General features: G+C 71.6%; 16 protein-coding genes and 1 pseudogene. 6 read left to right on the top strand and 11 right to left on the bottom strand.

What is annotated here, in order from left to right; all coding sequences use genetic code 11:
* Positions 1 to 18 precede the first annotated feature (18 nt).
* From dhbC to ACIGJO_RS20350, 3 genes are read left to right on the top strand one after another with little or no spacing between them, the layout of a single operon-like run.
* Positions 19 to 1,224, top strand: a complete 1,206-nt coding sequence (gene dhbC, locus ACIGJO_RS20340) for an isochorismate synthase DhbC (protein ID WP_399959888.1) — start codon at positions 19 to 21, stop codon at positions 1,222 to 1,224.
* On the top strand, positions 1,221 to 2,906 hold the full coding sequence (locus ACIGJO_RS20345; RefSeq protein ID WP_399959891.1) for a (2,3-dihydroxybenzoyl)adenylate synthase: 1,686 nt from the start codon (positions 1,221 to 1,223) through the stop codon (positions 2,904 to 2,906). The genes dhbC and ACIGJO_RS20345 overlap by 4 nt, the downstream gene beginning before the upstream one ends.
* A 16-nt stretch (positions 2,907 to 2,922) precedes the next feature.
* Positions 2,923 to 3,555 carry an isochorismatase family protein gene (locus ACIGJO_RS20350; protein WP_399959893.1) on the top strand — a complete coding sequence of 211 codons (633 nt, stop codon included), beginning with the start codon at positions 2,923 to 2,925 and terminating at the stop codon, positions 3,553 to 3,555.
* A 134-nt stretch (positions 3,556 to 3,689) separates the two neighbouring features.
* Here the strand turns inward: ACIGJO_RS20350 and ACIGJO_RS20355 are convergent, their stop codons facing one another.
* Positions 3,690 to 4,637: a DUF5829 family protein gene (locus ACIGJO_RS20355; protein ID WP_399959896.1), complete on the bottom strand. Its 948-nt coding sequence runs from the start codon at positions 4,635 to 4,637 to the stop codon at positions 3,690 to 3,692.
* A 92-nt stretch (positions 4,638 to 4,729) separates the two neighbouring features.
* Positions 4,730 to 6,298, bottom strand: coding sequence for a DUF6056 family protein (locus ACIGJO_RS20360; protein WP_399959898.1), 1,569 nt, complete (start codon positions 6,296 to 6,298; stop codon positions 4,730 to 4,732).
* Between the two features lie 358 nt (positions 6,299 to 6,656).
* Between ACIGJO_RS20360 and ACIGJO_RS20365 the strand changes: the two are divergent.
* A pseudogene (locus tag ACIGJO_RS20365) lies at positions 6,657 to 7,748 on the top strand (glycosyltransferase family 2 protein); the annotation flags it as partial.
* 115 nt (positions 7,749 to 7,863) lie between these two features.
* Here the strand turns inward: ACIGJO_RS20365 and ACIGJO_RS20370 are convergent.
* The 3 genes from ACIGJO_RS20370 to ACIGJO_RS20380 form a co-directional block, all read right to left on the bottom strand.
* Complete coding sequence (locus ACIGJO_RS20370) at positions 7,864 to 9,639, bottom strand: response regulator transcription factor (RefSeq protein ID WP_399959900.1); 1,776 nt, start codon at positions 9,637 to 9,639, stop codon at positions 7,864 to 7,866.
* Positions 9,640 to 9,853: 214 nt separating this feature from the next.
* Positions 9,854 to 10,543: a response regulator gene (locus ACIGJO_RS20375; protein WP_399959902.1), complete on the bottom strand. Its 690-nt coding sequence runs from the start codon at positions 10,541 to 10,543 to the stop codon at positions 9,854 to 9,856.
* Positions 10,531 to 11,670: a sensor histidine kinase gene (locus ACIGJO_RS20380; protein ID WP_399959904.1), complete on the bottom strand. Its 1,140-nt coding sequence runs from the start codon at positions 11,668 to 11,670 to the stop codon at positions 10,531 to 10,533. The genes ACIGJO_RS20375 and ACIGJO_RS20380 overlap by 13 nt, the downstream gene beginning before the upstream one ends.
* Positions 11,671 to 12,010: 340 nt before the next feature.
* On the opposite strand from ACIGJO_RS20380, the gene ACIGJO_RS20385 reads away from it, so the two are divergent.
* On the top strand, positions 12,011 to 12,322 hold the full coding sequence (locus ACIGJO_RS20385; RefSeq protein WP_399959906.1) for an NIPSNAP family protein: 312 nt from the start codon (positions 12,011 to 12,013) through the stop codon (positions 12,320 to 12,322).
* A gap of 106 nt (positions 12,323 to 12,428) precedes the next feature.
* Here ACIGJO_RS20385 and ACIGJO_RS20390 read toward each other — a convergent pair whose 3' ends face one another.
* From ACIGJO_RS20390 to ACIGJO_RS20400, 3 genes are all read right to left on the bottom strand, one after another.
* A complete protein-coding gene (locus ACIGJO_RS20390; RefSeq protein ID WP_399959908.1) occupies positions 12,429 to 14,813 on the bottom strand; it encodes an ATP-binding cassette domain-containing protein in 2,385 nt (794 codons plus the stop codon).
* Positions 14,814 to 14,998: 185 nt separating this feature from the next.
* The gene (locus ACIGJO_RS20395) at positions 14,999 to 15,415 is read right to left on the bottom strand and encodes a VOC family protein (RefSeq protein ID WP_399959910.1); all 417 of its coding nucleotides are present in this window, start codon (positions 15,413 to 15,415) and stop codon (positions 14,999 to 15,001) included.
* A 10-nt stretch (positions 15,416 to 15,425) separates the two neighbouring features.
* On the bottom strand, positions 15,426 to 15,845 hold the full coding sequence (locus ACIGJO_RS20400) for a helix-turn-helix domain-containing protein (protein ID WP_399959912.1): 420 nt from the start codon (positions 15,843 to 15,845) through the stop codon (positions 15,426 to 15,428).
* Between the two features lie 198 nt (positions 15,846 to 16,043).
* On the opposite strand from ACIGJO_RS20400, the gene ACIGJO_RS20405 reads away from it, so the two are divergent.
* The gene (locus tag ACIGJO_RS20405; protein ID WP_399959914.1) at positions 16,044 to 17,177 is read left to right on the top strand and encodes a Rieske 2Fe-2S domain-containing protein; all 1,134 of its coding nucleotides are present in this window, start codon (positions 16,044 to 16,046) and stop codon (positions 17,175 to 17,177) included.
* Positions 17,178 to 17,334: 157 nt separating this feature from the next.
* Here the strand turns inward: ACIGJO_RS20405 and ACIGJO_RS20410 are convergent, their stop codons facing one another.
* Genes ACIGJO_RS20410 through ACIGJO_RS20420 form a run of 3 tightly spaced genes read right to left on the bottom strand, consistent with a single transcriptional unit; the run spans position 17,335 to position 21,293 of the window.
* A complete protein-coding gene (locus ACIGJO_RS20410; protein WP_399959917.1) occupies positions 17,335 to 18,540 on the bottom strand; it encodes a cytochrome P450 in 1,206 nt (401 codons plus the stop codon).
* Positions 18,541 to 18,576: 36 nt separating this feature from the next.
* Entirely contained in the window at positions 18,577 to 19,632 is a 1,056-nt protein-coding gene (locus ACIGJO_RS20415; protein WP_399959919.1) for an MDR family NADP-dependent oxidoreductase, read from the bottom strand.
* On the bottom strand, positions 19,629 to 21,293 hold the full coding sequence (locus ACIGJO_RS20420) for a phytoene desaturase family protein (RefSeq protein WP_399960259.1): 1,665 nt from the start codon (positions 21,291 to 21,293) through the stop codon (positions 19,629 to 19,631). The genes ACIGJO_RS20415 and ACIGJO_RS20420 overlap by 4 nt, the downstream gene beginning before the upstream one ends.
* Between the last annotated feature and the right edge of the window lie 42 nt (positions 21,294 to 21,335).

Genomic DNA, 21,335 nt, shown 5'->3' on the forward strand with positions numbered 1-21,335 from the left:
ACAAGAAATGGAGCCCCCGTGTCGACGGCATCCCAGGTCGCCACACACGTCCCTGAGGCCGGACCGGCCCCCGCAGCGGTCGGAGCGGCCACAGCGCTCCTGGACGCCTACACCCCAGGCGCCCGGTTCCTGGCCACCCCCTCCCGCACGCTCCTCGCGCACGGGGTGCACAGCGAAGTACCCCACGGCGAGCAGCCGTTGGCCGAGCGGGTGTCCGCCACCCTGGCGGCGGCCCGCGCCTCGGGCCATCTCGCACCAGCGGTCATCGGCGCCATCCCCTTCGACCATGAGGCGCCCGCATCGCTCGCCGTCCCCCGGACGGTCCGCGCCGCACCGCCGCTCACCGCCGACCCGCTGATCGCGCTGCCCGCCCCCGCACCGGACGCCGCCCGCTGGCAGGTGCGCGAGGTCCCCGGGCCCGCGGAGTACGAGGCCGGGGTCGCCGGGGCCGTGGAGCGGATGTGGCGCGGCGAGTTCAGCAAGGTGGTCCTGGCCCGGACCCTCGAACTGACCTCCCCCGGGCCACTGGACATCCGCCCGCTGCTGGAGCGCCTCGCCCGCCGCGACCCCTCCGGCTATACGTTCGCCCTGCCCACCTCCCCCACCGGCACCCTGCTCGGCGCCAGCCCCGAACTGCTGGTCTCCAGGCGGGGCCGCCGGGTCGTCGCCAACCCCCTGGCGGGCTCGACACCCCGCAGCGTCGACCTCGCCGAGGACGTACGCCGCGCGGCCACCCTGCTGGAGTCCGCGAAGGACCTCCATGAGCACGCCGTCGTGGTGGACGCGGTGCATCAGGCGCTCGCGCCGCACTGTTCGGAGCTCACCGTGCCCGCGCGGCCGACCCTGATCCGGACCGCCACCATGTGGCATCTCTCCACGACCGTGACCGGCACCCTCGCCTCCCCGGACACCTCCGCCCTGGAACTGGCCTGCGCCCTGCACCCGACGCCCGCCGTGTGCGGCACCCCGACCGCCACCGCGCGCCGGGTGATCCGCGAGACCGAGCCCTTCGACCGGGGCTTCTTCACCGGAATGGTGGGCTGGGGCGACGCGGAGGGCGACGGTGAGTGGGTCGTGACGATCCGCTGCGCCGAAGCCGAGGGGAACGCGCTCCGGCTGTACGCGGGGGCGGGGGTCGTCGCCGCGTCCCGGCCGGAGTCGGAGACCGCGGAGACCGCCGCGAAGTTCCGTACGTTCCTCGACGCGGTGGGAGCCGATCTGTGAGCCGCACCCGTACGACAGACCTTCAGGCACCCACCTGGCCCGCGGAGTTCGCCGAGCGCTACCGCGCCGCCGGGTGGTGGCGCGGTGAGACCTTCGGGCAGCTGCTGCGCGACCGCGCCGCCGCGCACCCCGACCGCGTCGCGATCGTGGACCCGGCCGGCGGCGGGCGCCGCTGGAGCTACGCGGAGCTGGACCGGCGGGCCGACGCGCTCGCCGCCGGGCTGCTCGGCCGGGGCATCGGCAAGGGCGACAAGGTCGTCGTCCAGCTCCCCAATGTCGCCGAGTTCTTCGAAGTGATCTTCGCGCTGTTCCGGATCGGCGCGCTGCCGGTCTTCGCGCTGCCCGCGCACCGGGAGACCGAGATCCGGTACTTCTGCTCGTTCACCGGGGCGGTCGCCCATGTGATCCCCGCCGTGCACGGCGGCTACGACTACCGGGATCTCGCCACGGCGGTCAAGGCCGAAGTCCCCACGCTCCAGCATGTGTTCGTGGCCGGGGGCGACCCCGGCGGGCACGAGGCCCTCGCCGATGTCCCGGCCGAGCCGGTGCACATCCCCGGACCGGCCCCGGACGATCCGGCCTTCCTCCAGCTCTCCGGCGGCAGCACCGGAGTACCCAAACTGATCCCGCGCACCCACGACGACTACATCTACTCACTGCGCGGCTCCAATGAGCTGTGCGGGGTCGACGAGGACAGCGTGTACCTCTGCGCCCTGCCCGCCGCGCACAACTTCCCGCTGTCCTCGCCCGGTTCGCTGGGCGCGCTGTACGCGGGTGCGCGCGTCGTGCTGGCCCCGCAGCCCACCCCGGACACCGCGTTCCCGCTGATCGAACGGGAGGGTGTGACCCTGACCGGACTGGTCCCGCCGCTCGCGCTGGTGTGGACGGAGGCGGCGCCGTCGAGCGCGTACGACCTCAGCAGCCTCGATGTGCTCCTGGTGGGCGGCGCGAAGTTCAGCGAGGAGGCCGCGCGGCGGGTGCGGCCCGCCCTCGGCTGCACGCTCCAGCAGGTCTTCGGAATGGCGGAGGGACTGGTCAACTACACCCGCCTCGACGACCCCGCGGAGACCATCGTCACCACCCAGGGCCGGCCGATCTCCCCCGACGACGAGATCCGGGTCGTCGACGACGAGGACAACGACCTGCCCGTCGGCACGGCCGGGCATCTGCTCACCCGCGGTCCGTACACGATCCGCGGCTACTGGAACGCGCCCGAACACAACGCCCGCTCCTTCACCGAGGACGGCTTCTACCGCACCGGGGACATCGTCCGCCTCACCGCGACCGGGCATCTGGTCGTCGAGGGGCGCGCCAAGGACCAGATCAACCGGGGCGGCGAGAAGATCGCGGCCGAGGAGGTCGAGAACCACATCCTCGCCCACCCGGCGGTGCACGATGCCAATGTGGTCGCCGAGCCCGACCCGTATCTGGGCGAGCGCACCTGCGCGTACGTCATTCTGCGGGCCGGGGCCGAGCCGCTGACGCCCGTCGCCGTCAAGAAGTTCGTCCGCGGCCGCGGTCTCGCCGCCTACAAGGTGCCCGACCGGGTCGCGTTCGTGGACACCTTTCCGCGGACCGGTGTGGGGAAGATCTCCAAGAAGGACCTGCGCGCGGCCACTACCGCCCCCACGGCCTCCTCTCCGGCCGCCTCCTCCACCGTCCCGCCGACCGCCCAGAACTGAACGGACCGTCACCGACATGCCCCTGCCCGCCATTTCCCCCTACCCGATGCCGACCGCCGCCGACCTGCCGGCCAACCGGGTCGCGTGGAGCGTCGACCCGGCGCGTGCCGTGCTGCTCGTACATGATCTGCAGAACTACTTCCTGGGCGCGTTCGACCGCACGGCCTCCCCTGTCACCGAACTCCTCGCCCATGTCGCCCTGTTGAAGAAGCAGGCCGAGGAGCTCGGCATCCCGGTCCTCTACACGGCCCAGCCCAGCGACCAGTCGCCCGCCGAGCGCGGACTCCAGCAGGACTTCTGGGGCCCCGGACTGCCCGCCGACGCGTATCTGGCCGCGATCGCCGACGAGGTGGCTCCCGGCGGCTCGGACACCGTGCTCACCAAGTGGAAGTACAGCGGTTTCGTCCGCACCGACCTGCTGGAGCGGCTGCGCGAACAGGGCCGCGACCAACTGGTGATCACCGGGATCTACGCGCACATCGGTGTGCTGATGACCGCCTGCGACGCCTGGATGCAGGACATCCAGGCCTTCGTCGTCGCCGACGCCGTGGCTGACTTCTCGTCCGACGACCACGCGATGGCGCTGCGCTGGGCGGCCGGCAAATGCGCGATGGTCACCACCACCGGCGCCGTCCTCGGGGACAGCTGATCACCAGAGTGCCGACGCGCGGTTACCGCTCCTGAAACCGCTGTGCGGCCGGTGGACGCCGTGGCGTTCACCGGCCGCACAACGGTGCGGCGAGGGGAGACTCCGCCCCTGCCGGGTCGGGGCGCAAGGCCGTCCTAGGCGCCGTCGCCGAAGGTCCACACGGCTCGGCTGCCCGGACCGACGACGAGGGTGGACCGGCCGATCCGCTCCTCGTGGCGGTCCTTCACGGGCTCGTTGAGCGACATCTCGATCCGCCGCAGACCCGCCTGCTCGCGCGGGACGGGGTCGAGCCGGATGTCGGTGCCACCGCCCTGTGCGAGAACACCACCGTCCTGCGTCGTCCCGACGGCGAACCCGCCCGCCCGCAGCAGCGGCACCGTGCCGGCCAGGTCCCCTGCCGTGACCGCGAGGCGCACGGACGTCACATCGCGCATCCGATGGCTGCGGTAGCCGTCGGACAGATAACGCTCCCGGCCGACGTCACCGGGATATCCGGCCGGCTCGGTGTTGCCGCGCGGGTCGGCGAAGTACTCCTCCAGGTATTCCATCCCCCAGGCCCCGAAGGCGTCGTACTGGGCGGTGGTGAAGACCGCGTCGAACCAGGGCACCGGGACCCCGTCGCCGAAGTCACGTGTCTGACGGAACTCGACGGGATCGGCGATCCCCTGGTCGCGCAGCCGCTGGACCACCGTCTTCAGGTCCCCGGCGCGCTCGGCCGAGATCCCCATTCCGGTGGAGCCGTGGGTGCCGTCCTGGCCGGGCAGGTCGCCCACCCCGAACAGTTCGAGGTAGGTCTCCCGGCCCATCAGATAGCGGCCGGTCCACGTGGCCCCGTCCGCTCCGGTCGTCGTGCGGACCTGGAATTCGGCGAAGTCACGGAGATAGCCGGAGTGTTCGATGGCGTCGGCGGTCTCCCGGTCGAGCACCCCGTAGGCGTGGTTGAAGAAGAGCAGTTGCCGGGGTGCGGGTGACGGCGTCCCGTCGGCCCGCGCCGTTCCGCCACCGCCTGCCGCGCCCGCGAGGGCCAGTGCGAAGGTCATGGCGAGGACGAGGGGTATCCGTAACATCTGGCGAAGCAGCATGCGAGGCATCGTAGGCCGGGTACGGGGCGGGCGACGGGTATTTCGCGGGCCCCCGGACCGGGGCGGCCGCCTCCCGCCGGCCCGCCACCGGCTCACCGGCCCCGCTGTCCGGCCGGGGTGACGCGTTCCAGGCCGTAGTAGTCCGCGACGCAGGAGGCGGGCCAGATCATGTTGCGGCTGAACGGCTCGGTCATCCCGCTGATGGGCGTCCGCCGGTAGGGAAGGACCTGCTCGCCGGCCGCCGAGCGGCTGCGGAGCCAGGTGTCCTGGTCGTCCCATTTCCGCGCCCGCGCGGACATCTCGGAGTCGAGGGTCCCCAGCGACGCGAGCAACGAGAGGCAGACCACGGCGTACACCGTCGCGCCCGCGGCCAGCGGCGCCCCGGCGCGGCGCGTGAGGTGCCGCCATCCACGGGCGAGGAGTGTGCCCACGTGGACGAGAAGCAGGATGTAGAGCAGCAGGTAGTCGTTCCACAGACGGTTCGAGGTCGCGACGCTCGGCCCGAAGGCGGGATACGTGATGACCGTGCACAGATAGCCGGAGACGACGAGGGCGCAGAAGCAGACCCCCGCGCACAGCATCTCGGTCCGCACGGGGAACGGCCGGCCGTACGGGAACCGGGCCACCAGCCCCAGGACGAGGCCGACCGCCACGGCGCCCAGGTACTGCCACGCGGTGAGACAGGTGACGGCGATCCGGCCGAAGCCGTCCAGGGAGGCGAGGAGCGAGTCCGGGTCGAGCATCGAATCGGCGCCGTGGACCTCACGGCGGTGCCGCGCCCCCGGGGAGGTGAAGAGGAGCAGTCCCGCGATCAGCATGCCCGCGATCCCCGCCGAGCACCACGTCCGTACGAAGGGCCTCCGCGCTCGCGGAACGACCCGGCCGCTGATCAGCAGGAGGCCGCCCAGGACGGCCACCGCGACGACGCAGGTCTCCTCCGAGAGTGTGCCCAGGAACAGTCCGGCGGCGAAGACGGTGCACAGGGCCAGGCCCCGGCCCCGCCGTGAGGTGGCCCGCAGCGCGGGAATGGCGGCGGCGCAGGCGAACACCGGTGGCAGGGTGTGCGAGACGGACGCGGCCGGCCAGTAGAACGTCTTGTACGTGTTGGCGGTCCCGAAGAGGAACAACGCCGTCACCATGGACGCCACCAGGAACGGGACTCCACGCGGGAGGCACGCCGCCGCCCCGCGCAGGATCGTGGCGGTGAACGCCCAGAGAAGCCCGAGTACCAGCAGTCCGCTGATCAGCCCGAACCACTGGTGGCCCGTGACACCGAACCGCGCGTAGGACCACACCAGCACGGCGTTCACGATCCGCCCGTTGTCCAGGAACCAGAACCTGTGCGTGATCGCGGCCAGTCCGCCGTCCTGGACCAGCGGCAGAAAGCACCAGTCGTCGCCGCTGGGGCGCACCCAGCGGCCGGACCGGGCAGCCGCAGCGAGCAGGCCCACCGGCAGGAGTGCGAGCGCGTTCACCCACAGCGGCGTCCACCGCCGCACCGCCCCCGGGCCCCGGGCGCTGCCCGCCCGGGAGTCTCCCGCCGGAGTTCCGTCGTGCCGGACATCCTTCTCCGGTGCGGCGTCCTGTCTCTCCGGTGTGGCCGCGCCCTGGGTGCCGCTGACGCGCCGCTCGCGAACGGTCCTCTCCGACACGCGTTCCACGACTGGTCTCCTTCCACGTCGAATGCGCACGGTGTGTCCGGCCCACGGCCCGCACGGGGCGGTGGCGGCGGCTCGGAGCTGTCCCATGGGGAGAGCGGCTTCCTCCGTGCGGGATTACAGCTTGCGGCCCACGAGGGGCCGGAACCGGGATCCGCGGGAAGGTTCGGGGAAATGACTCCCGGCTTCGCCCATTCGGTGCCACCGCGAAGGCCCGCACGGCCATATGACGCGCGTCCCCCACCCCGGGCTGCAAAATTCATTCGACACAGATTCCGGCCGAGGCGTGCCTGGAGAGCGCGTGCCACGCCCTGAGATTCCGTAACCACACCTGCCGGAACCACACCTGCCGGGGAACTCAATGAACGAATGCCAGATCTCGATCGTCGTTCCGTGTTTCAACGAGGATGAGGTGCTCAACACCTTTCACCACGCACTGATTTCGGTCCTCGAATCGACCCGGAGAACCTTCGAGGTCTGTTACGTCGACGACGGCAGCCGCGACCGGACCCGCCAGCGGCTGCGCACGCTCGCCGCGGCGGATCAGCGGGTCCGCTACACGTCCTTCAGCCGGAACTTCGGCAAGGAGGCGGCGATGCTCGCGGGACTGCGCATGGCACGGGGTGATTCCGTGGTCCTCATGGACGCGGACCTCCAGCATCCGCCGGAGCTCGTGCCCCGCATGCTCGAACTGCGCCGGCGCGGCTACGACCAGGTCGTCGCCCGCCGGGACCGTGCGGGCGACGGCGCCCTGCGCAGTGTGCTCAGTTCGGCCTACTACCGGACCATGGGGCGCTGCATGGATGTCGAACTGACCGATGGCGAGGGAGACTTCAGACTCCTTTCGCGTCCCGCCGTCGACGCGGTCCTCGCCCTTCCGGAGGCCAACCGGTTCTCCAAGGGGATCTTCTCCTGGATCGGCTTCGACTCCGTCAGTTTCACCTACCCCAATGTCCGCCGCGCCGCGGGAAGCTCGAAGTGGGGTGGCAGACGGCTCCTCAACTACGGCATCGACGGCCTCATCTCCTTCAACAGCCGGCCGCTGCGCCTGGCCATCCACGCCGGGCTCACGCTGTCCGTCGCCGCGTGCGGGTACGCGCTGTGGATCATCGCGGACATCGCCCTGCACGGAGTGCGGGTACCGGGATTCGCGACCATGCTGGTGGTGGTCGTGGCGCTCGGCGGAATTCAGCTCGCCACGCTGGGCATCATCGGTGAATACGTGGGCCGCATCTATTACGAGACGAAGCGCCGGCCACCGTACGTGATCCGCGAGACGGAATGCGGCACGGGCCGGGAGAACGGGCCCGCCGGGATCCGCGAGGGGCGCCCAGCGGTGCCCGCGGCGGAACGGGCGGCGCCTGTCACGGTCCCGGCCGGCGCCGTCGGCTCCGGCGCCGCGGAGGCCGGCGGGCGGGGCGGCGGCGACCGGGGGGCCCGGCCGGCCGGCACCGGCGATCCGCTGGAGCGCGAGGGGCACCGGCCCCCCTCCCCGGCGGTTCCCCCGCAGCACTGAACGGCCGGGCCCACCGCACCACGCCGCGCCGGGCGGGCCGCCGTGTGCCGGGTCAGCGAGCCGGAGCGATGTCCGGCACACGGGGACCGGAACCGTCGACCAGGTCGCGGGCGACGGAGGCGAACGCCGCCCTGTCGGGCAGGCCGGTCTTCTGGAGAACGCTCGCCACATGCTTCTCCACGGTGCGCGGCGAGATGTGCAGCCGGCCGGCGATGTCCTTGTTGGCGATCCGTTCGGCGAGCAGCCGGGCGACATCGAACTCGCGGACCGTGATGCCGAACTTGCGCAGGTGCGGCGGCACCTGCTCGGTACCGGTCCGTCTCTGCCGGACCGGCGCGCCCATCCCGCGCAGCAGCGCCCGGCAGGCGCCGGCCGCCTCCCGGAGACACGCTCCGTGGAAGTACTCCTCCGCCTCGCGCAGCCAGTCGACCGGCGTGCCCCAGCCGTCCTCGTACGCCGAGCGCGCGACCAGGCGCAGGCACAGATGGCGGGCCATGGGGTAGAGCGCGGCCGCCTCCAGTGCCGCGCCCGCGACGGCCGTCGCCTCGCCGGAGCGGCCCTCACGGCCCAGCAGCACGGCGTGCGCCAGACCGGTGAACTGACGGTTCCAGCGGGTTTCGCTGACGCTCGCCGCCGCGATCCCGGCGTAGTGCCGCCGTCCCATGCGCCCGGCCAGCACACCGAGCAGCAGGACGATGCCGTGCCTGCCGAACTCCACGTTCGCCGGGTTCTCCGCGTCGAAGGCGAGCGCCCGCGCGAACTCCTGCTCCGCGTTGTCGTGCTTCTCCTCCAGCAGTGAGCAGAACGCCCGCGCCAGCCCGTAGGCCATGGACCGCAGGCCCGGCGACGCGTCGATGAGCGGAGCCAGCCGCTCCAGTGCCTGCTGCATCTCCGCGCGCCGCCCGCGGTGGGCGTGGCGTATCGCCTCGGCGAGCCGCAGCAGGGACAGGGCCCGGCCCAGACGCAGCCGTGACGCTTCGGCCGCCCCCACACGGATCCGGTTCCCGGCGGCCTCGAACTCGCAGCGCCGGATCTGGTCCAGGGCCAGGACGAAGCCGGTCTCGTGCGCCAGTGGCAGCAGGCCCGCCCGCAGGCACTCCTGCCGGGCCTGTTCGACCCGGGCGGGGCGTCCGTCGCGCCGCGCCGCGAGCCGGGCCAGTTCGGCCTCCGCGGACACCCGGAGCGCGGGGAGCCGGCGCCCGTGGGCGATCGCGCGGGCGCGCAGGAAATACGCCGTCGCGGTCTCCTCGTCCTGGTCCCGGGCCAGCTGTCCGAGTATCAGCAGGGCCCTGCAGACCACCACCGGAAGGTCCGCGCGCCGGGCGGCGTCCGCTGCGCGCCTGGCCAACTCCGCTGCGGTGCATAGACGTTCGGGCGAAAGCCGGTTCAGCTCGACCTGCGCCGCGGTGACATCCACGACGGCGGCCGCGGCGTCGGCCGGGCATCCTCCGAGCAGCCGGCGGGCGATGTCCAGGTGCCGGAGGGCTTCCGCGGGCCTGCCCGCCGGCAGGGCGACGTCCGCCAGCCGGGCGTGGAGCCCGGCCCGGCGCGGAGCGGGCACGCCGGGGTCGCCCGGGATCTCCGGACGGGCGGCCGGCGCTTGTATCCGGTTGAGCCGGGCCGAGCGGGCGATCGCGTCGAGCAGGTGCTCCAGCTCCGTGGGGCACGGTTCGGGGGCGACCAGCCGGTGTGCGCCGGTCAGCAGGTCCGCCGCCCGCCCCGTGACGCCGGCGGGGACGGGGCGGAAGGGGGTCGGCCCGTCCGGCCGCGCCGCGGCCCGCCCGTCCGCCACGACGCCGTCCCACCCCGTGTCGTTGTTCCCGTTCACATCAACAGGTGGGGATCGGGGAGGGTTCTGGACAGGTCCCGTCCGTGCCGGGCACCCACCGCGGTAAGGAGCACAGCTCGTCCGCCGACGCCGGCCATGAGTCAGACACCGGTCCCACCTCCCCGGCGGGGCCGCCTCGGCGCCGCCGGGGACGATCGTACGAAGGCGGGGACCGTCCCCGGCAGCCGTCTTTTTGGGGGGCTTGCGCCGGTGATCAGTCCCCGTCGAGGCGGTCCTCGTGCACCCTGCGGGCCAGATCGATCTTCGTGTACGTGGGACGGCCCGCCCGCTGGTACTTGGACTTGACCCGGTCCAGGTAGTCCTTGGCGGTGTGGACCGTGATGCCCGCCCGCCGGGCGGCCGACTTGAGGGTCATGCCGGACGCGTAGTCGAGCAGGATCTGCCGCTCCCGCGGCGAGAGCCGGGGGCGGGCGGGGCTGCTGTCGTGCGCGCAGGCGAAGGCGAGCTCCGGCGAGTGGGCGCCCAGGCCCGCGGCGACGTCCTTGACCGCCGCGACCAGCGTCGGCAGATCGTTGTCCTTGGTCAGATAGCCGTCGGCGCCGGCCCGGAGGGACTCGATGACGCGTGCGTGGTCCGGGACGGTGCTGATCACCAGGACCCGGCTTCCGCCGCGCCGCAGCCGCCGGATGTTGTCGGCCGAGGTCGAGCCGTCCCGCAGCAGGAGGTCGAGGAGAACCACGTCGGGAGGGACGTACACCGCACCGGGGCGCACCGGGACGGCGGAGCCGCGGAGGGGCTCCGTGCCCGGCTCGCCGAGCAGTTCCCCGGCGGTGGCCGCGGTCGCCACCAGCCGCAGCTCCGGCACCCCGTCCAGCCAGGCCCGCATGCCGTCGAGGAGCATCCTGTCGTCGTCGACCACCGCGACGGTGATCACCCGGGCCATCGCAGCTCCACCCGTACCCCTTCGCCGGGCGCGGTGTCCACCGTGGCACGGCCGCCCACCTCCGCCATCCGGCGGTGGACCGAGCCGCGCAGCCCGAGGCCGGGCACCTGACGTTCGGGGTCGAACCCCGGCCCTCGGTCTACCACGGTGACGACGGCTCCCCCGCCCCCCTGGGACTCCCCGGCCGCGGTGAGATACGCGTGTCCCGTACCCGCGTGCCGGCGCACGTTGTTGAGGGCCTCCCGCGCGGCGTCCGCGAACGCGGCGGCGACCTCGGGCGGCACCTGCGGCAGGTCGTGGTACTGCGCGGTGACCCGCAGTTGCAGACTCTCCACGGAGCCGATCGCCTCTTCCAGCGCCGCACCGATCTCCCGGTGGTGGACCTCCTCGGCGGTCTGCTGGATCAGCCGGCGCAGATACGCCGCCTCCCGGCCGCAGCGCTCCCGCACCTGGGGGGCGTTGGCGTCGAGACCGCCGGCCGCGAGGGTGGTCAGCGTGGCGAGGACGGTGTCGTGCAGCGCCCGGTGGTGCTCCAGCCGCTCGGCATAGCGCGCCTTGTGCGCCTCGGCGGCCAGCGCGCGGGCGTTGGCCTCGTCGAGGAGGCGTCCCTGACGGCGCAGGTACCACCAGAAGACCCACGCCATCGCGGCGGAGAACAACAGCGAGTTGACATGTCCGGCGAGGACCGCGGGACCGGCGCCCACCAGCCGGTAGCCGATGAGATGGGTCAGCACGAGAAGCGCGATGGCGGCGGGGACCTGGAACCGTTCGAGGGCGACGGCCGCTGCGGCACTGGCCGAACCTCCGAGCAGCATCGCCCATCCCATCGAGGCGGGATCCTGGACGCCGCCCCAGGTCCAGAGGACGAACGGCAGCACGCACCCGCTCACCAGGACGTCCGCCCGGATGTGCCACCGGTCGAACCAGCCGCGCCGCAGCGCCGTGCCGTAGACCAGCACGCTCAGCCCCAGCGCGGCGGCGAGTCCGGCGTACTGCAAGGGATGGCCCGGCTGACTGCGGGCGAGCGCGAGGAGACCGACCGTCAGATGGCTCGCCCGGTAGAGCAGGGTGGCCAGGATCATGAAGGACTGGGCACGCTGGAGCCCCGACCCCACCCCCGGAGTCACCCCCGGGTCCGCTGAGCCTCGTAAACATCGTCTCGGTAGGGGTCCTGCCGACAAGTCATGCCTCCCCGGACCAGTGGGACCGCGGGGCCCGGCACCGTCCCGCGGGATCGGGGCCGGGGGCCGCAGTGTCCACAAGTGTCACTGCCAGCACGTATTTTGCCCCAGCGTCCGCGCGGGGAGAGAAGCGCGCGGAGGCTTTTCCGGCGGGCGCCGACGAGCGGACGTCCGACGCCGGCGCCGCGGACTGACATGATCGGTTCCCGACGATCACCCCGCCGGGCCGGTGCCGCACGGCATCCCGCCCGGCTTCCTCGTTCCATCCGGGAGAGAGCGCCAGATCATGATCACTGTCCACCTCACCTACGAGATCGACCCGTACAAGCTGGCGGACTTCGAGGAGTACGGCAGGCGGTGGGTGAGGCTCGTCGATCGTTTCGGCGGCACGCACCACGGCTATTTCCTGCCGAGCGAGGGCGACAGCGACATCGCGTACGCCCTCTTCTCCTTCGGCAGTCTCGCCGAGTACGAGCAGTACCGCATCGCCAGCGCGAGCGACCCGGAGTGCCAGGAGGCCTTCGAACTCGCCCGTACCAGTGGGTGCATCAGGCGCTACGAACGCCGGTTCCTCAGGCCGCTGGGGACCGGGGAGTGACCTGAGGCGGACGTCCGCCGCCACGCCCGGCAGGTGCCGGGGCGCCGGCCCCCGTGAGGACCGGCGCCCCGGCGATCCGGCCCCGTCGGGGCCGCCCGTGCCCCGGTCAGGCGCCGACGTACGCCGCGAGGTGCTCGCCCGTCAGCGTGGAGCGGCCGGCGACGAGGTCGGCGGGGGTTCCCTCGAACACGACCAGGCCACCGTCGTGACCGGCGCCCGGACCGAGGTCGATGATCCAGTCCGCGTGTGCCATGACCGCCTGATGGTGCTCGATGACGATGACCGACTTCCCCGAGTCGACGAGCCGGTCCAGCAGTCCGAGCAACTGCTCCACGTCGGCGAGGTGGAGGCCGGTCGTCGGCTCGTCCAGGACGTACGCACCGCCCTTCTCCCCCATGTGGGTCGCCAGCTTGAGCCGCTGCCGCTTGCCGCCGGACAGCGTGGTGAGCGGCTGGCCGAGGCTGAGGTAGCCGAGACCGACGTCGGCGAGCCGGACGAGGACACGGTGAGCGGCCGGTGTGGCCGCCTCGCCGGAACCGAAGAACTCCTCGGCCTCGGTCACCGACATCGCGAGCACCTCGCTGATGTCACAGCCGCCGAGGTGATAGTCCAGCACGGATGCCTGGAACCGCTTGCCCTCGCACTCCTCGCACGTGCTGGAGACACCGGCCATCATCCCCAGGTCGGTGAAGACGACACCGGCACCGTTGCAGGTGGGGCAGGCGCCCTCGGAGTTGGCGCTGAACAGCGCGGGCTTCACGCCGTTGGCCTTCGCGAACGCCTTGCGGATCGGGTCGAGCAGTCCGGTGCAGGTCGCCGGGTTGCTGCGCCGCGAGCCCTTGATCGGCGCCTGGTCGATGAACACCACGCCCTCGTCGGCGGGGATCGACCCGTGGACGAGCGAGCTCTTCCCGGAGCCCGCCACACCCGTGACGACGGTGAGCACCCCGAGCGGGATGTCGACGTCCACGCCGCGGAGGTTGTTGGCCCTCGCGCCGCGGATCTCCAGCGCGCCGGTGGGCTTGCGCAGGGTCTCCTTCAGCGAGGACCGGTCGTCGAAATGGCGGCCGGTGACGGTGCCGGCGGTCCGCAGTCCCTCGACGGTGCCCTCGAAACAGACGGTGCCGCCCGCCGATCCGGCGCCGGGGCCGAGGTCGACGATGTGGTCGGCGATGATGATCGTCTCCGGCTTGTGCTCCACGACGAGCACGGTGTTGCCCTTGTCCCGCAGCCGCAGCAGCAGCTCGTTCATCCGCTGGATGTCATGGGGGTGCAGGCCGATGGTCGGCTCGTCGAAGACGTACGTGGTGTCGGTGAGCGAGGAGCCGAGGTGCCGGATCATCTTGACGCGCTGTGCCTCGCCGCCCGACAGGGTGCCCGCCGGCCGGTCGAGCGCGAGATAGCCGAGGCCGATCTCCACGAACGAGTCCAGGGTCTGTCCCAGCGCGGCGAGCAGCGGTGCCACCGACGGCTCGTCGAGACCGCGGACCCATGCGGCCAGGTCGCTGATCTGCATCGCGCAGGCGTCGGCGATGCTGATCCGCTTGATCTTGGAGGACCGGGCGCCCTCGCTGAGCCGGGTGCCGTCGCATTCGGGGCAGGTGGCGAAGGTGACCGCCCGCTCCACGAACGCCCGGATGTGCGGCTGCATCGCTTCCTTGTCCTTGGACAGGAACGACTTCTGAATCTTGGGGATCAGCCCTTCGTAGGTGAGGTTGATCCCGTTGACCTTCACCTTGGTCGGCTCGCCGTAGAGGAAGTCCCGCATCTCCTTCTCGGTGAACCCGCTGATCGGCTTGTGCGGGTCGAGGAAGCCCGACTGGGCGTAGAGGCCCACGGTCCACTGGCTGTCCGACTTCCAGCCGGGGATGGTGAACGCGCCCTCGGCGAGCGACTTGGAGTCGTCGTAGAGCTGGCTGAGGTCGATGTCGGAGACCGTCCCGCGGCCTTCGCAGCGGGTGCACATGCCGCCGGTGCGGGTGAAGGTGGCCTTTACCCGCTTCTTGGCTCCGCGCTCGACGGTGATGGCGCCGCTCGCCTGGACGGAGGGAACGTTGAAGGCGTACGCGCCGGGCGGGCCGATGTGCGGCTTCCCGAGCCGGCTGAAGAGGATGCGCAGCATCGCGTTGGCGTCGGTGGCGGTGCCGACCGTGGAGCGCGGGTCGGCGCCCATGCGCTGCTGGTCGACGATGATCGCTGTCGTCAGGCCTTCGAGGACATCGACCTCGGGCCGCGCCAGTGTCGGCATGAAACCCTGGACGAAGGTGCTGTAGGTCTCGTTGATCAGCCGCTGCGACTCGGCGGCGATCGTGCCGAACACCAGCGAGCTCTTGCCGGAGCCGGAGACCCCGGTGAACACCGTCAGCCGGCGCTTCGGGATCTCGACGCTGACGTCCTTGAGGTTGTTCACCCTCGTGCCGTGCACGCGGATCAGATCGTGGCTGTCCGCCTCGTGCGGCACAGGCGCCTGCGTGCCGGTCCTCGTGGCCATGCTTGTCGTATCTCCATCTGTTGCGCGGGACCGCCGTCGCGGTCTCCGTCTGCGTCGCCCGGCTCGCTCCGCCGGCTGTGGGCTGTATGTCCGGTTCTTTTCGCCGCCGCCCCGGCGGCCGGGGCCCGCCCCACCGGACCGGCGGTGCCGGACCTCCGTGCTGCCGGACCCGGTGCTGCCGGACCTCAGTGCTTACGAGGCTGGCTGAAGCGCAGCATGTTGCCGGAGGGATCACGGAATGCGCAGTCCCGGACCCCGTACGGCTGGTCGATCGGCTCCTGGAGCACGTCGCCGCCCGCGGCGCGGATGCGCTCGAAGGTGGCGTCGCAGTCCTCGGTGCTGAAGATGACGCCGCGCAGCAGGCCCTTCGCCAGCAGTTCCGCCATGACCGCCTTGTCGGCGGGCGAGGCGTCCGGGTTCGCGAGCGGCGGTTCGAGGACGATGTCCACGTCGGGCTGCGACGGCGCACCGAGGGTCACCCAGCGCATCCCCTCGAATCCGACGTCGTTGCGCACTTCCAGGCCGAGAGCGTCCCGGTAGAAGGCGAGCGCCTTGTCGTGGTCGTCGACGGCGATGAAGCACTGTGAGAGTGTGATGTCCATGCGTTTCACGCTACGGGCGGGGGTCGGGTTTCGCTTCTCCATTCCTGACCGGTCGCGTGTGGATCCTGGCGATGCAGGCCGGGACGGCGGCGCCCTCGTCGTGCCGGCGGGCGCGGTAGGCGCTCGGGCTCTCCCCGACCAGCTCGGCGAACCGCGAGCTGAAGGACCCCAGTGAGGTACAGCCGACCGCGAAACAGACCTCCGTCACCGAAAGGTCGCCCCGCCGCAGCAGCGCCTTGGCACGCTCGATCCTGCGCGTCATCAGGTAGCTGTACGGAGTCTCCCCGAAGGCCGCGCGGAAACTGCGGGAGAAGTGCCCCGGGGACATGAGAGCGGTGCGCGCCAGCGCCGGTACGTCGAGCGGCTCCGCGTATTCGCGGTCCATCCGGTCGCGGGCCCGGCGCAGCCGGACGAGGTCCTCCAGCGTCACACGCCCAGCATCCCACAGCGGGGAGTGCCGCCGGTGCGGCTCTCCGGCCCCGGCCGTACGCCCTCGTGAGGGAGGGTGCACCGGCGCGCACCGTCAACGCCTGTCGCGTGCCTGCCCGATCGGGTGGTGTAGGGCGAGTCACGAGAGTCTCGGCACGGTGTGGGCAGGCTCCAGGCGACCTACCAGGGAGGGGAATTCGTGGGACTGTCACGCGACTACGGGCGTGCCATCAGCGAGGGGCCGACACCGGCCGACACTGCGGGGGCGCTCGCCCTGCCCTATCCGAGCGGCTGGTCCGCCCTGGCCTTCTCCGAGGAGCTGCGGCCGGGCGTCGTGCTCACCCGGCCGCTGGCGGGACAGGACGTGGTGCTCTACCGGCTCGGCACCGGCGCGGTGCGGGCCGTCCGTCCCTACTGCCCGCACCTCGGCGCGCATCTCGGTCTGGCGAAGGTCGACGGTGACGATCTTGTCTGTCCGTTCCACTTCTTCGCGTTCGGCCCCGACGGCACATGTGTCCGGACGGGATACGACACGGCGCCGCCGAGGTCTGCGCTGGAGCACCTGCCGGTGCACGAGGTCAACGGGGCCGTCTTCGTCTGGCGCCATCACGACGGCCGGAAGCCGGACTGGTTCGTCCCGTCCTGGCACGAGGTCGGGACCCGGCCCGCCCGCTACGCCGCCTGGGAGCTGGCCGGCAATGTCCAGGAGGTCATCGAGAACTCGGTGGACCTCGGGCATTTCGCCACCCTGCACGGCTGGGCCAGGGCCGAGATCGGCGGCCCGGTCACCTATGACGACGCCACCTTCCACGTATCCATGCGGGCCCATGAGTCGGCGCCCCTTCTGGGGGACTTCGTCGTCGGGGTGGAGGTGGACGGATACGGGCTCGGCTGTCTGCACGCCGATGTGTACACGCCCCGGATCGGGCTGCGGATGTGCACCATGGTCATGCCGACGGCGATCTCCCCCAACCGGATGCAGTTCCGTCAGCGGAATCGCATTTCCTTCAGCGAACCGGCCGCGCTGCCGGCCCCGCTCGCCCGGGTGGTGAGCCGCACCGCCGCCCGGCTGCTGGACCGGGCCGTCTTCCGGTCGAGCTGCGAGTTCACCGCGGCCGATTTCCCGATCTGGAATCACAAGCAGTATCAGCAGCCGCCCCGCCTGGCTCCCGGTGACGGGCCGATCGGTCCGTTCCGGCGCTGGGCCCGGCGGTTCTACCCGCCGGTGGCGGAGGCGGAGGGTGTGCCCGGACAGGCTTCGGCGAACGGATCGACGGGGCCGGCACGCCGCGAGAGCTTCCCGGCCGCTTCACCGGGACCGGATTCCTCGTGAGCCGGGCGGGTTCCCGGTGCGCTCCGGCCGAAGGCCGTGCAGCGCAGGGGACGCGCCGTTCTCCCGGGCCCTCGTGCGGGCCCGGGAGAACGCGGACAGCCGTGGTGCCCGGTCGGAGTGGCGCCGCCACCCCGGGCCCGGCCGGGCCGGCGGGGCCCTACCAGGTCACCGGAAGCCGCAGCGGACTGCGCGAGGTGGTGCCCAGGCGCCAGCTGACATCGGCCACCGGCTCCGCCGGACGCAGGCGGGGGAATCTGGCGGCCAGCCGGTGGAGGGCCAGTTGCAGCTCCAGACGGGCCAGCCAGGCACCCAGGCAGTAGTGGGGTCCGGCTCCGAACGACAGACTCGGGGCTTCCAGGGGCGCGAACAGGTCGTCGTCCGGCCGTCGCCGAAAGACCTCGGGATCCCGGTTGGCCATACCGCAGTCCGCGACGACCACCGCACCGGCCGGAATGGTCACCCCGCCCACATCGACCGCGACGGACGCACGGCGTACGCTCCCCCGGTCGTCGCCCAGCGGAATCAGGTGGAGCAGCCGGTCGGCCGCCGCACCCGCGGTCTCCTCGTCGGCTCCGAGGCTGGGCCAGGACTCCGGCCGCTCACCGAGCAGGTAGAGCAGGGAGTTGCCGAGCATCGTCATCGTGCTGTCGTGGCCTCCCACCACGAGTCCGCAGACCAGGCTGACCAGTTGTGACTCGGGGATTCCGCCCTCTTCCGCGGCGGCCACGACCACGCTGCTGACCAGGTCGTCCCCGGGTCTGTGCCGCCGCTCGGCGAGCAGTTCCGCGCCGAAGGCGGCGAACTCGGCCAGTGCCGTGTCCACTTCGGCGCCGGAGTGGGAGCCGTCCGTGAAGGCGTGCTCGCTCCAGTGCCGCAGCCGGCTCCGGACGGAGTCGTCGAGCCCCATGAGCCGGCTGATCACCGCGACCGGCAGCGGAAGGGTGAACTCGGCGACGATGTCCACCGGGGGCTGCCCGCCCTCCAGTTCGTCCAGGAGCTGGTCCACGATCGACGCGATCCAGGGGCGCCAGCGGGCGACGGCCCGCGGGGTGAACGCACGGCGCAGGGTGCGCCGCAGCCGCAGGTGCTCCGGGCCGTCCTGGTTGAACATCAGGTCCGGGCTGTTCACCAGGCCGGGCCCGTCCGCCAGGGCCGGGCCGTCCGGCGCGTACAGCTCCGCACGGCCGAACCCGGAGTCGCCGAGAACGTGCCGCACATCGGTGTACCGGCTCACCAGCCAGGCCGGGGACCCGTCGGAGAGCGTGATGGTCCGGGGTGCCCCGGGTTCGTCGAAGTGCAGTCGGTGGAGCGGGAGCAGCGGCTCATCGGAGCCGGCGTGGGTGGTGCTGTCCGAGGCGGGCACGGTACCTCCGGGAGTCGTCGTCCGTTTCGCTGCGGCTCACAGCTCGACCAGCACCTTGCCCTGGTTCGCGGACCGGTTGTGGTAGAGGCTCCCGTAGGCGGCCGGGATGTTGTCGAAGCCCTGGTGGACTGTGTGGTCGCAGACGACCTCGCCCCGGCGGATGCTGCCGCCCAGCTCGGTGTGGAGCGCCTGCCAGTTCTCGTCGGTGAACCACTCCAGGGAGAAGATGCCGCGGATCGTCGTGCGCGGGAACATGATGTACGGCAGCAGACGGGGTCCCACCGCGTCCCGGCCCACCTGCGTCGTCCACTGCCAGCAGACCGCCACCTGGCTGTCGACGTTCAGCAGGGAGAACACGGCGTCGGTGACGGCGCCGCCCAGATGGTCGAGGTAGCGGTCGACACCGTCCGGCGCCGCCCTCAGGAGCGCCTCGCGCACACTGTCGGCGCTGTCTCCGTGCCGGTATCCGATGACCGTGTCGAAGCCCAGCCCGGTCAGCCGGTCGGCCTTCCGCGGGCTCGATGTCGTACCGATCACGCGCGCTCCGGCGAGCGCGGCGAGCTGGCCCGCGATCGTGCCCACGGACCCGGACGCGCCGCTGATCACCACGGTGTCACCGGGGCGGACCGTCATGAATTTGTTCAGCGTGCCCCAGGCCGTCATGCCGGGGCCGCCCATCGCGCTCAGCGCCGTCAGCAGCGGCAGGGAGTCGTCGTACCAGGCGCGGTCGAGGCGGCGGTAGGCGGGGAAGACCATCGGGAACGTACCGGTCTGCCAGAGCTCCGGGACACCCGTGCTGACCAGATGTGTGCGCCAGCCCCCGAAGCCCTGCACCAGGTCGCCGGGCCGGTGGGCGGCCCGCGGCCCGGCGTCCAGCACCTCCATGATCGAGTCGGCTCCCATGAGTTCGCCCAGGGGTGTGTCCAGGGCGATGCCCTGGAGATAGGGGTCCACCGAGACGTACAGCGTCCGCAGCAGCATCTCGTCGGGTGCGAGGTCCACGTCGATGTCCTCGACGACCTTCTCGTAGACCCGGTTGACGTCGGGCACACCCTCGATGTGCTCACGGACGACCCACTTCTTGATCTTCATTTCGTTCCCCTTTCCACGCCGGCGGTCCTCCCGACCGGAATGACGAGATGGGTCGGCAGTGGCCCGGTCTCGTCGATGGAGGCGGTGAATGTCCTGTCGTCGTCACGGCAGATGAACTGCACGACGTGCCGGCCGGCCGCCGCGGCCCGGATCAGCCCGCCCGTCGTCGCCCAGACACCGGACTGGTAGAAGTTCTTCAGGCCGGGCAGTCCGGGGCCGTGTTTCTTGACGAGTTCCTCCAGCGTCTCCCCGCTCTCCACGAACGGCTGCCAGCCGAGGACCGTCCCGTCGTGGTTGCCCGTGTAGCGGACCTGGGTGAGCGGGCTCGACACATCGCGTACGGCGATCGACTCCTCGATGCCGGGGTAGCGCTCCTCCAGGAACTTCACGAGCGCGACGCGTGCCCGGCGTTTGGCCGCGTAGTAGCCGCGTCCGTGGCGCACGGGCAGCGTGTGGAGCTCCTGGCCGCCGCGGGCACGGGTGATCTGCTCCGGCCCTTCGTCCAGCGCCCGCCAGGGAGCGATGTCGCAGAAGTAGGTGGCGTAGATGACGGTCGTCTTCTCGGGGGAGAGCTCCGGGTAATGGCTGCTGCGGAACTGGACGTTGATGCTGGGATGGCGGATGCCGGTCAGCTCGGCCGCCTGGGCGTCGTCCAGCAGGTACGTCGTGCACGGGTCCCCCTCCGGGAAGGCCCGCTTGAGCCCGAGGAACAGGGTGAAGTAGCCGGGGAAGACCATGCCGGGTTCATGAATGGTCTTGGTGTAGAGCCGGCGGTAGGCGTCGTTGAGAAAGCGGCCGCCCAGCAGCTTCATCATGGTGGTGTATCCGTCGCAGGCCGACACGATGATGTCGGCACGCAGCTCGCGCCCGTCGGTGAGGCGGACCCCGACCGCCCGGTCCCCCTCGACGAGCACCTCCTCGACCTTGGTGTTGTACGTCACCTCACCGCCGAGCCGCCGGTAGCGCCGCTCGATCGACTCCGACAGGCCGAGCGATCCGCCCTCGGGGACGCCGGCGGAGAGATTGGCGTGCGAGGCGAGCTGGAAGTGGGTCGGCAGAACGGGGAACGCCGGGTGCTTCTCGTACAGGACGAAGTTGAAGGCCTGGCGCAGCAGCGGGTCCTTGAACCTCGCGGAGTAGTCGGACATCAGCACGCCGATGGACTTGCGGACGGCGTTGAAGTACGGGATGAACGAGGCCAGCATGCGCCAGCGTTCGACGCGCCCCATCAGCCCGACCGGCTTGAGGAAGGGGTAGACGGCCAGACATTTGCGGAAGGCGCGCAGCTGGCCGCAGAACTGTCTGATCTGCTTCGCGTCGGCGGGTGAGAGTTCGGTCAGATGGGCCTCCAGCCGGTCCGGGTCGGAGTAGAAGTAGACCGCCCGGCCGTCCTGCGCGCGCACGATGTTGAACACGTCGAAGTGGCGTACCTCCTTGCCCTGCAACGCGCCGAGCTCCAGCCAGATCTGGTGCATCTCGTTGCCGGGGCCGCTGCCGAGCAGCCAGCTGACGCAGGCGTCCAGGGTGAAGTCCCCCCTCTCCCAGGCGGTACAGCACCCTCCGGGGATCTCGTGCATCTCCAGGATCTGCGTCCGGTAGCCGTTGAGCTGGGCGTAGCAGCCGGTGGAGAGACCACCGAGCCCCGCCCCGATGATGATCATCGTCTCTCTGCCGCGCGGCGAACCCGCCATGAACTCGCTCTC

Source organism: Streptomyces sp. NPDC079020, from assembly GCF_044542225.1.
Classification (GTDB): domain Bacteria; phylum Actinomycetota; class Actinomycetes; order Streptomycetales; family Streptomycetaceae; genus Streptomyces.

What these genes read in the sequence shown, in the direction of transcription:
- ACIGJO_RS20355 (WP_399959896.1), bottom strand. Translation starts at nt 4,637, where the DNA reads ATGCTGCTTCGCCAGATGTTACGGATACCCCTCGTCCTCGCCATGACC.
- ACIGJO_RS20385 (WP_399959906.1), top strand. Translation starts at nt 12,011, where the DNA reads ATGATCACTGTCCACCTCACCTACGAGATCGACCCGTACAAGCTGGCG.
- ACIGJO_RS20415 (WP_399959919.1), bottom strand. Translation starts at nt 19,632, where the DNA reads ATGAAGATCAAGAAGTGGGTCGTCCGTGAGCACATCGAGGGTGTGCCC.
- ACIGJO_RS20375 (WP_399959902.1), bottom strand. Translation starts at nt 10,543, where the DNA reads ATGGCCCGGGTGATCACCGTCGCGGTGGTCGACGACGACAGGATGCTC.
- ACIGJO_RS20390 (WP_399959908.1), bottom strand. Translation starts at nt 14,813, where the DNA reads ATGGCCACGAGGACCGGCACGCAGGCGCCTGTGCCGCACGAGGCGGAC.
- ACIGJO_RS20395 (WP_399959910.1), bottom strand. Translation starts at nt 15,415, where the DNA reads ATGGACATCACACTCTCACAGTGCTTCATCGCCGTCGACGACCACGAC.
- ACIGJO_RS20350 (WP_399959893.1), top strand. Translation starts at nt 2,923, where the DNA reads ATGCCCCTGCCCGCCATTTCCCCCTACCCGATGCCGACCGCCGCCGAC.
- ACIGJO_RS20420 (WP_399960259.1), bottom strand. Translation starts at nt 21,293, where the DNA reads ATGATCATCATCGGGGCGGGGCTCGGTGGTCTCTCCACCGGCTGCTAC.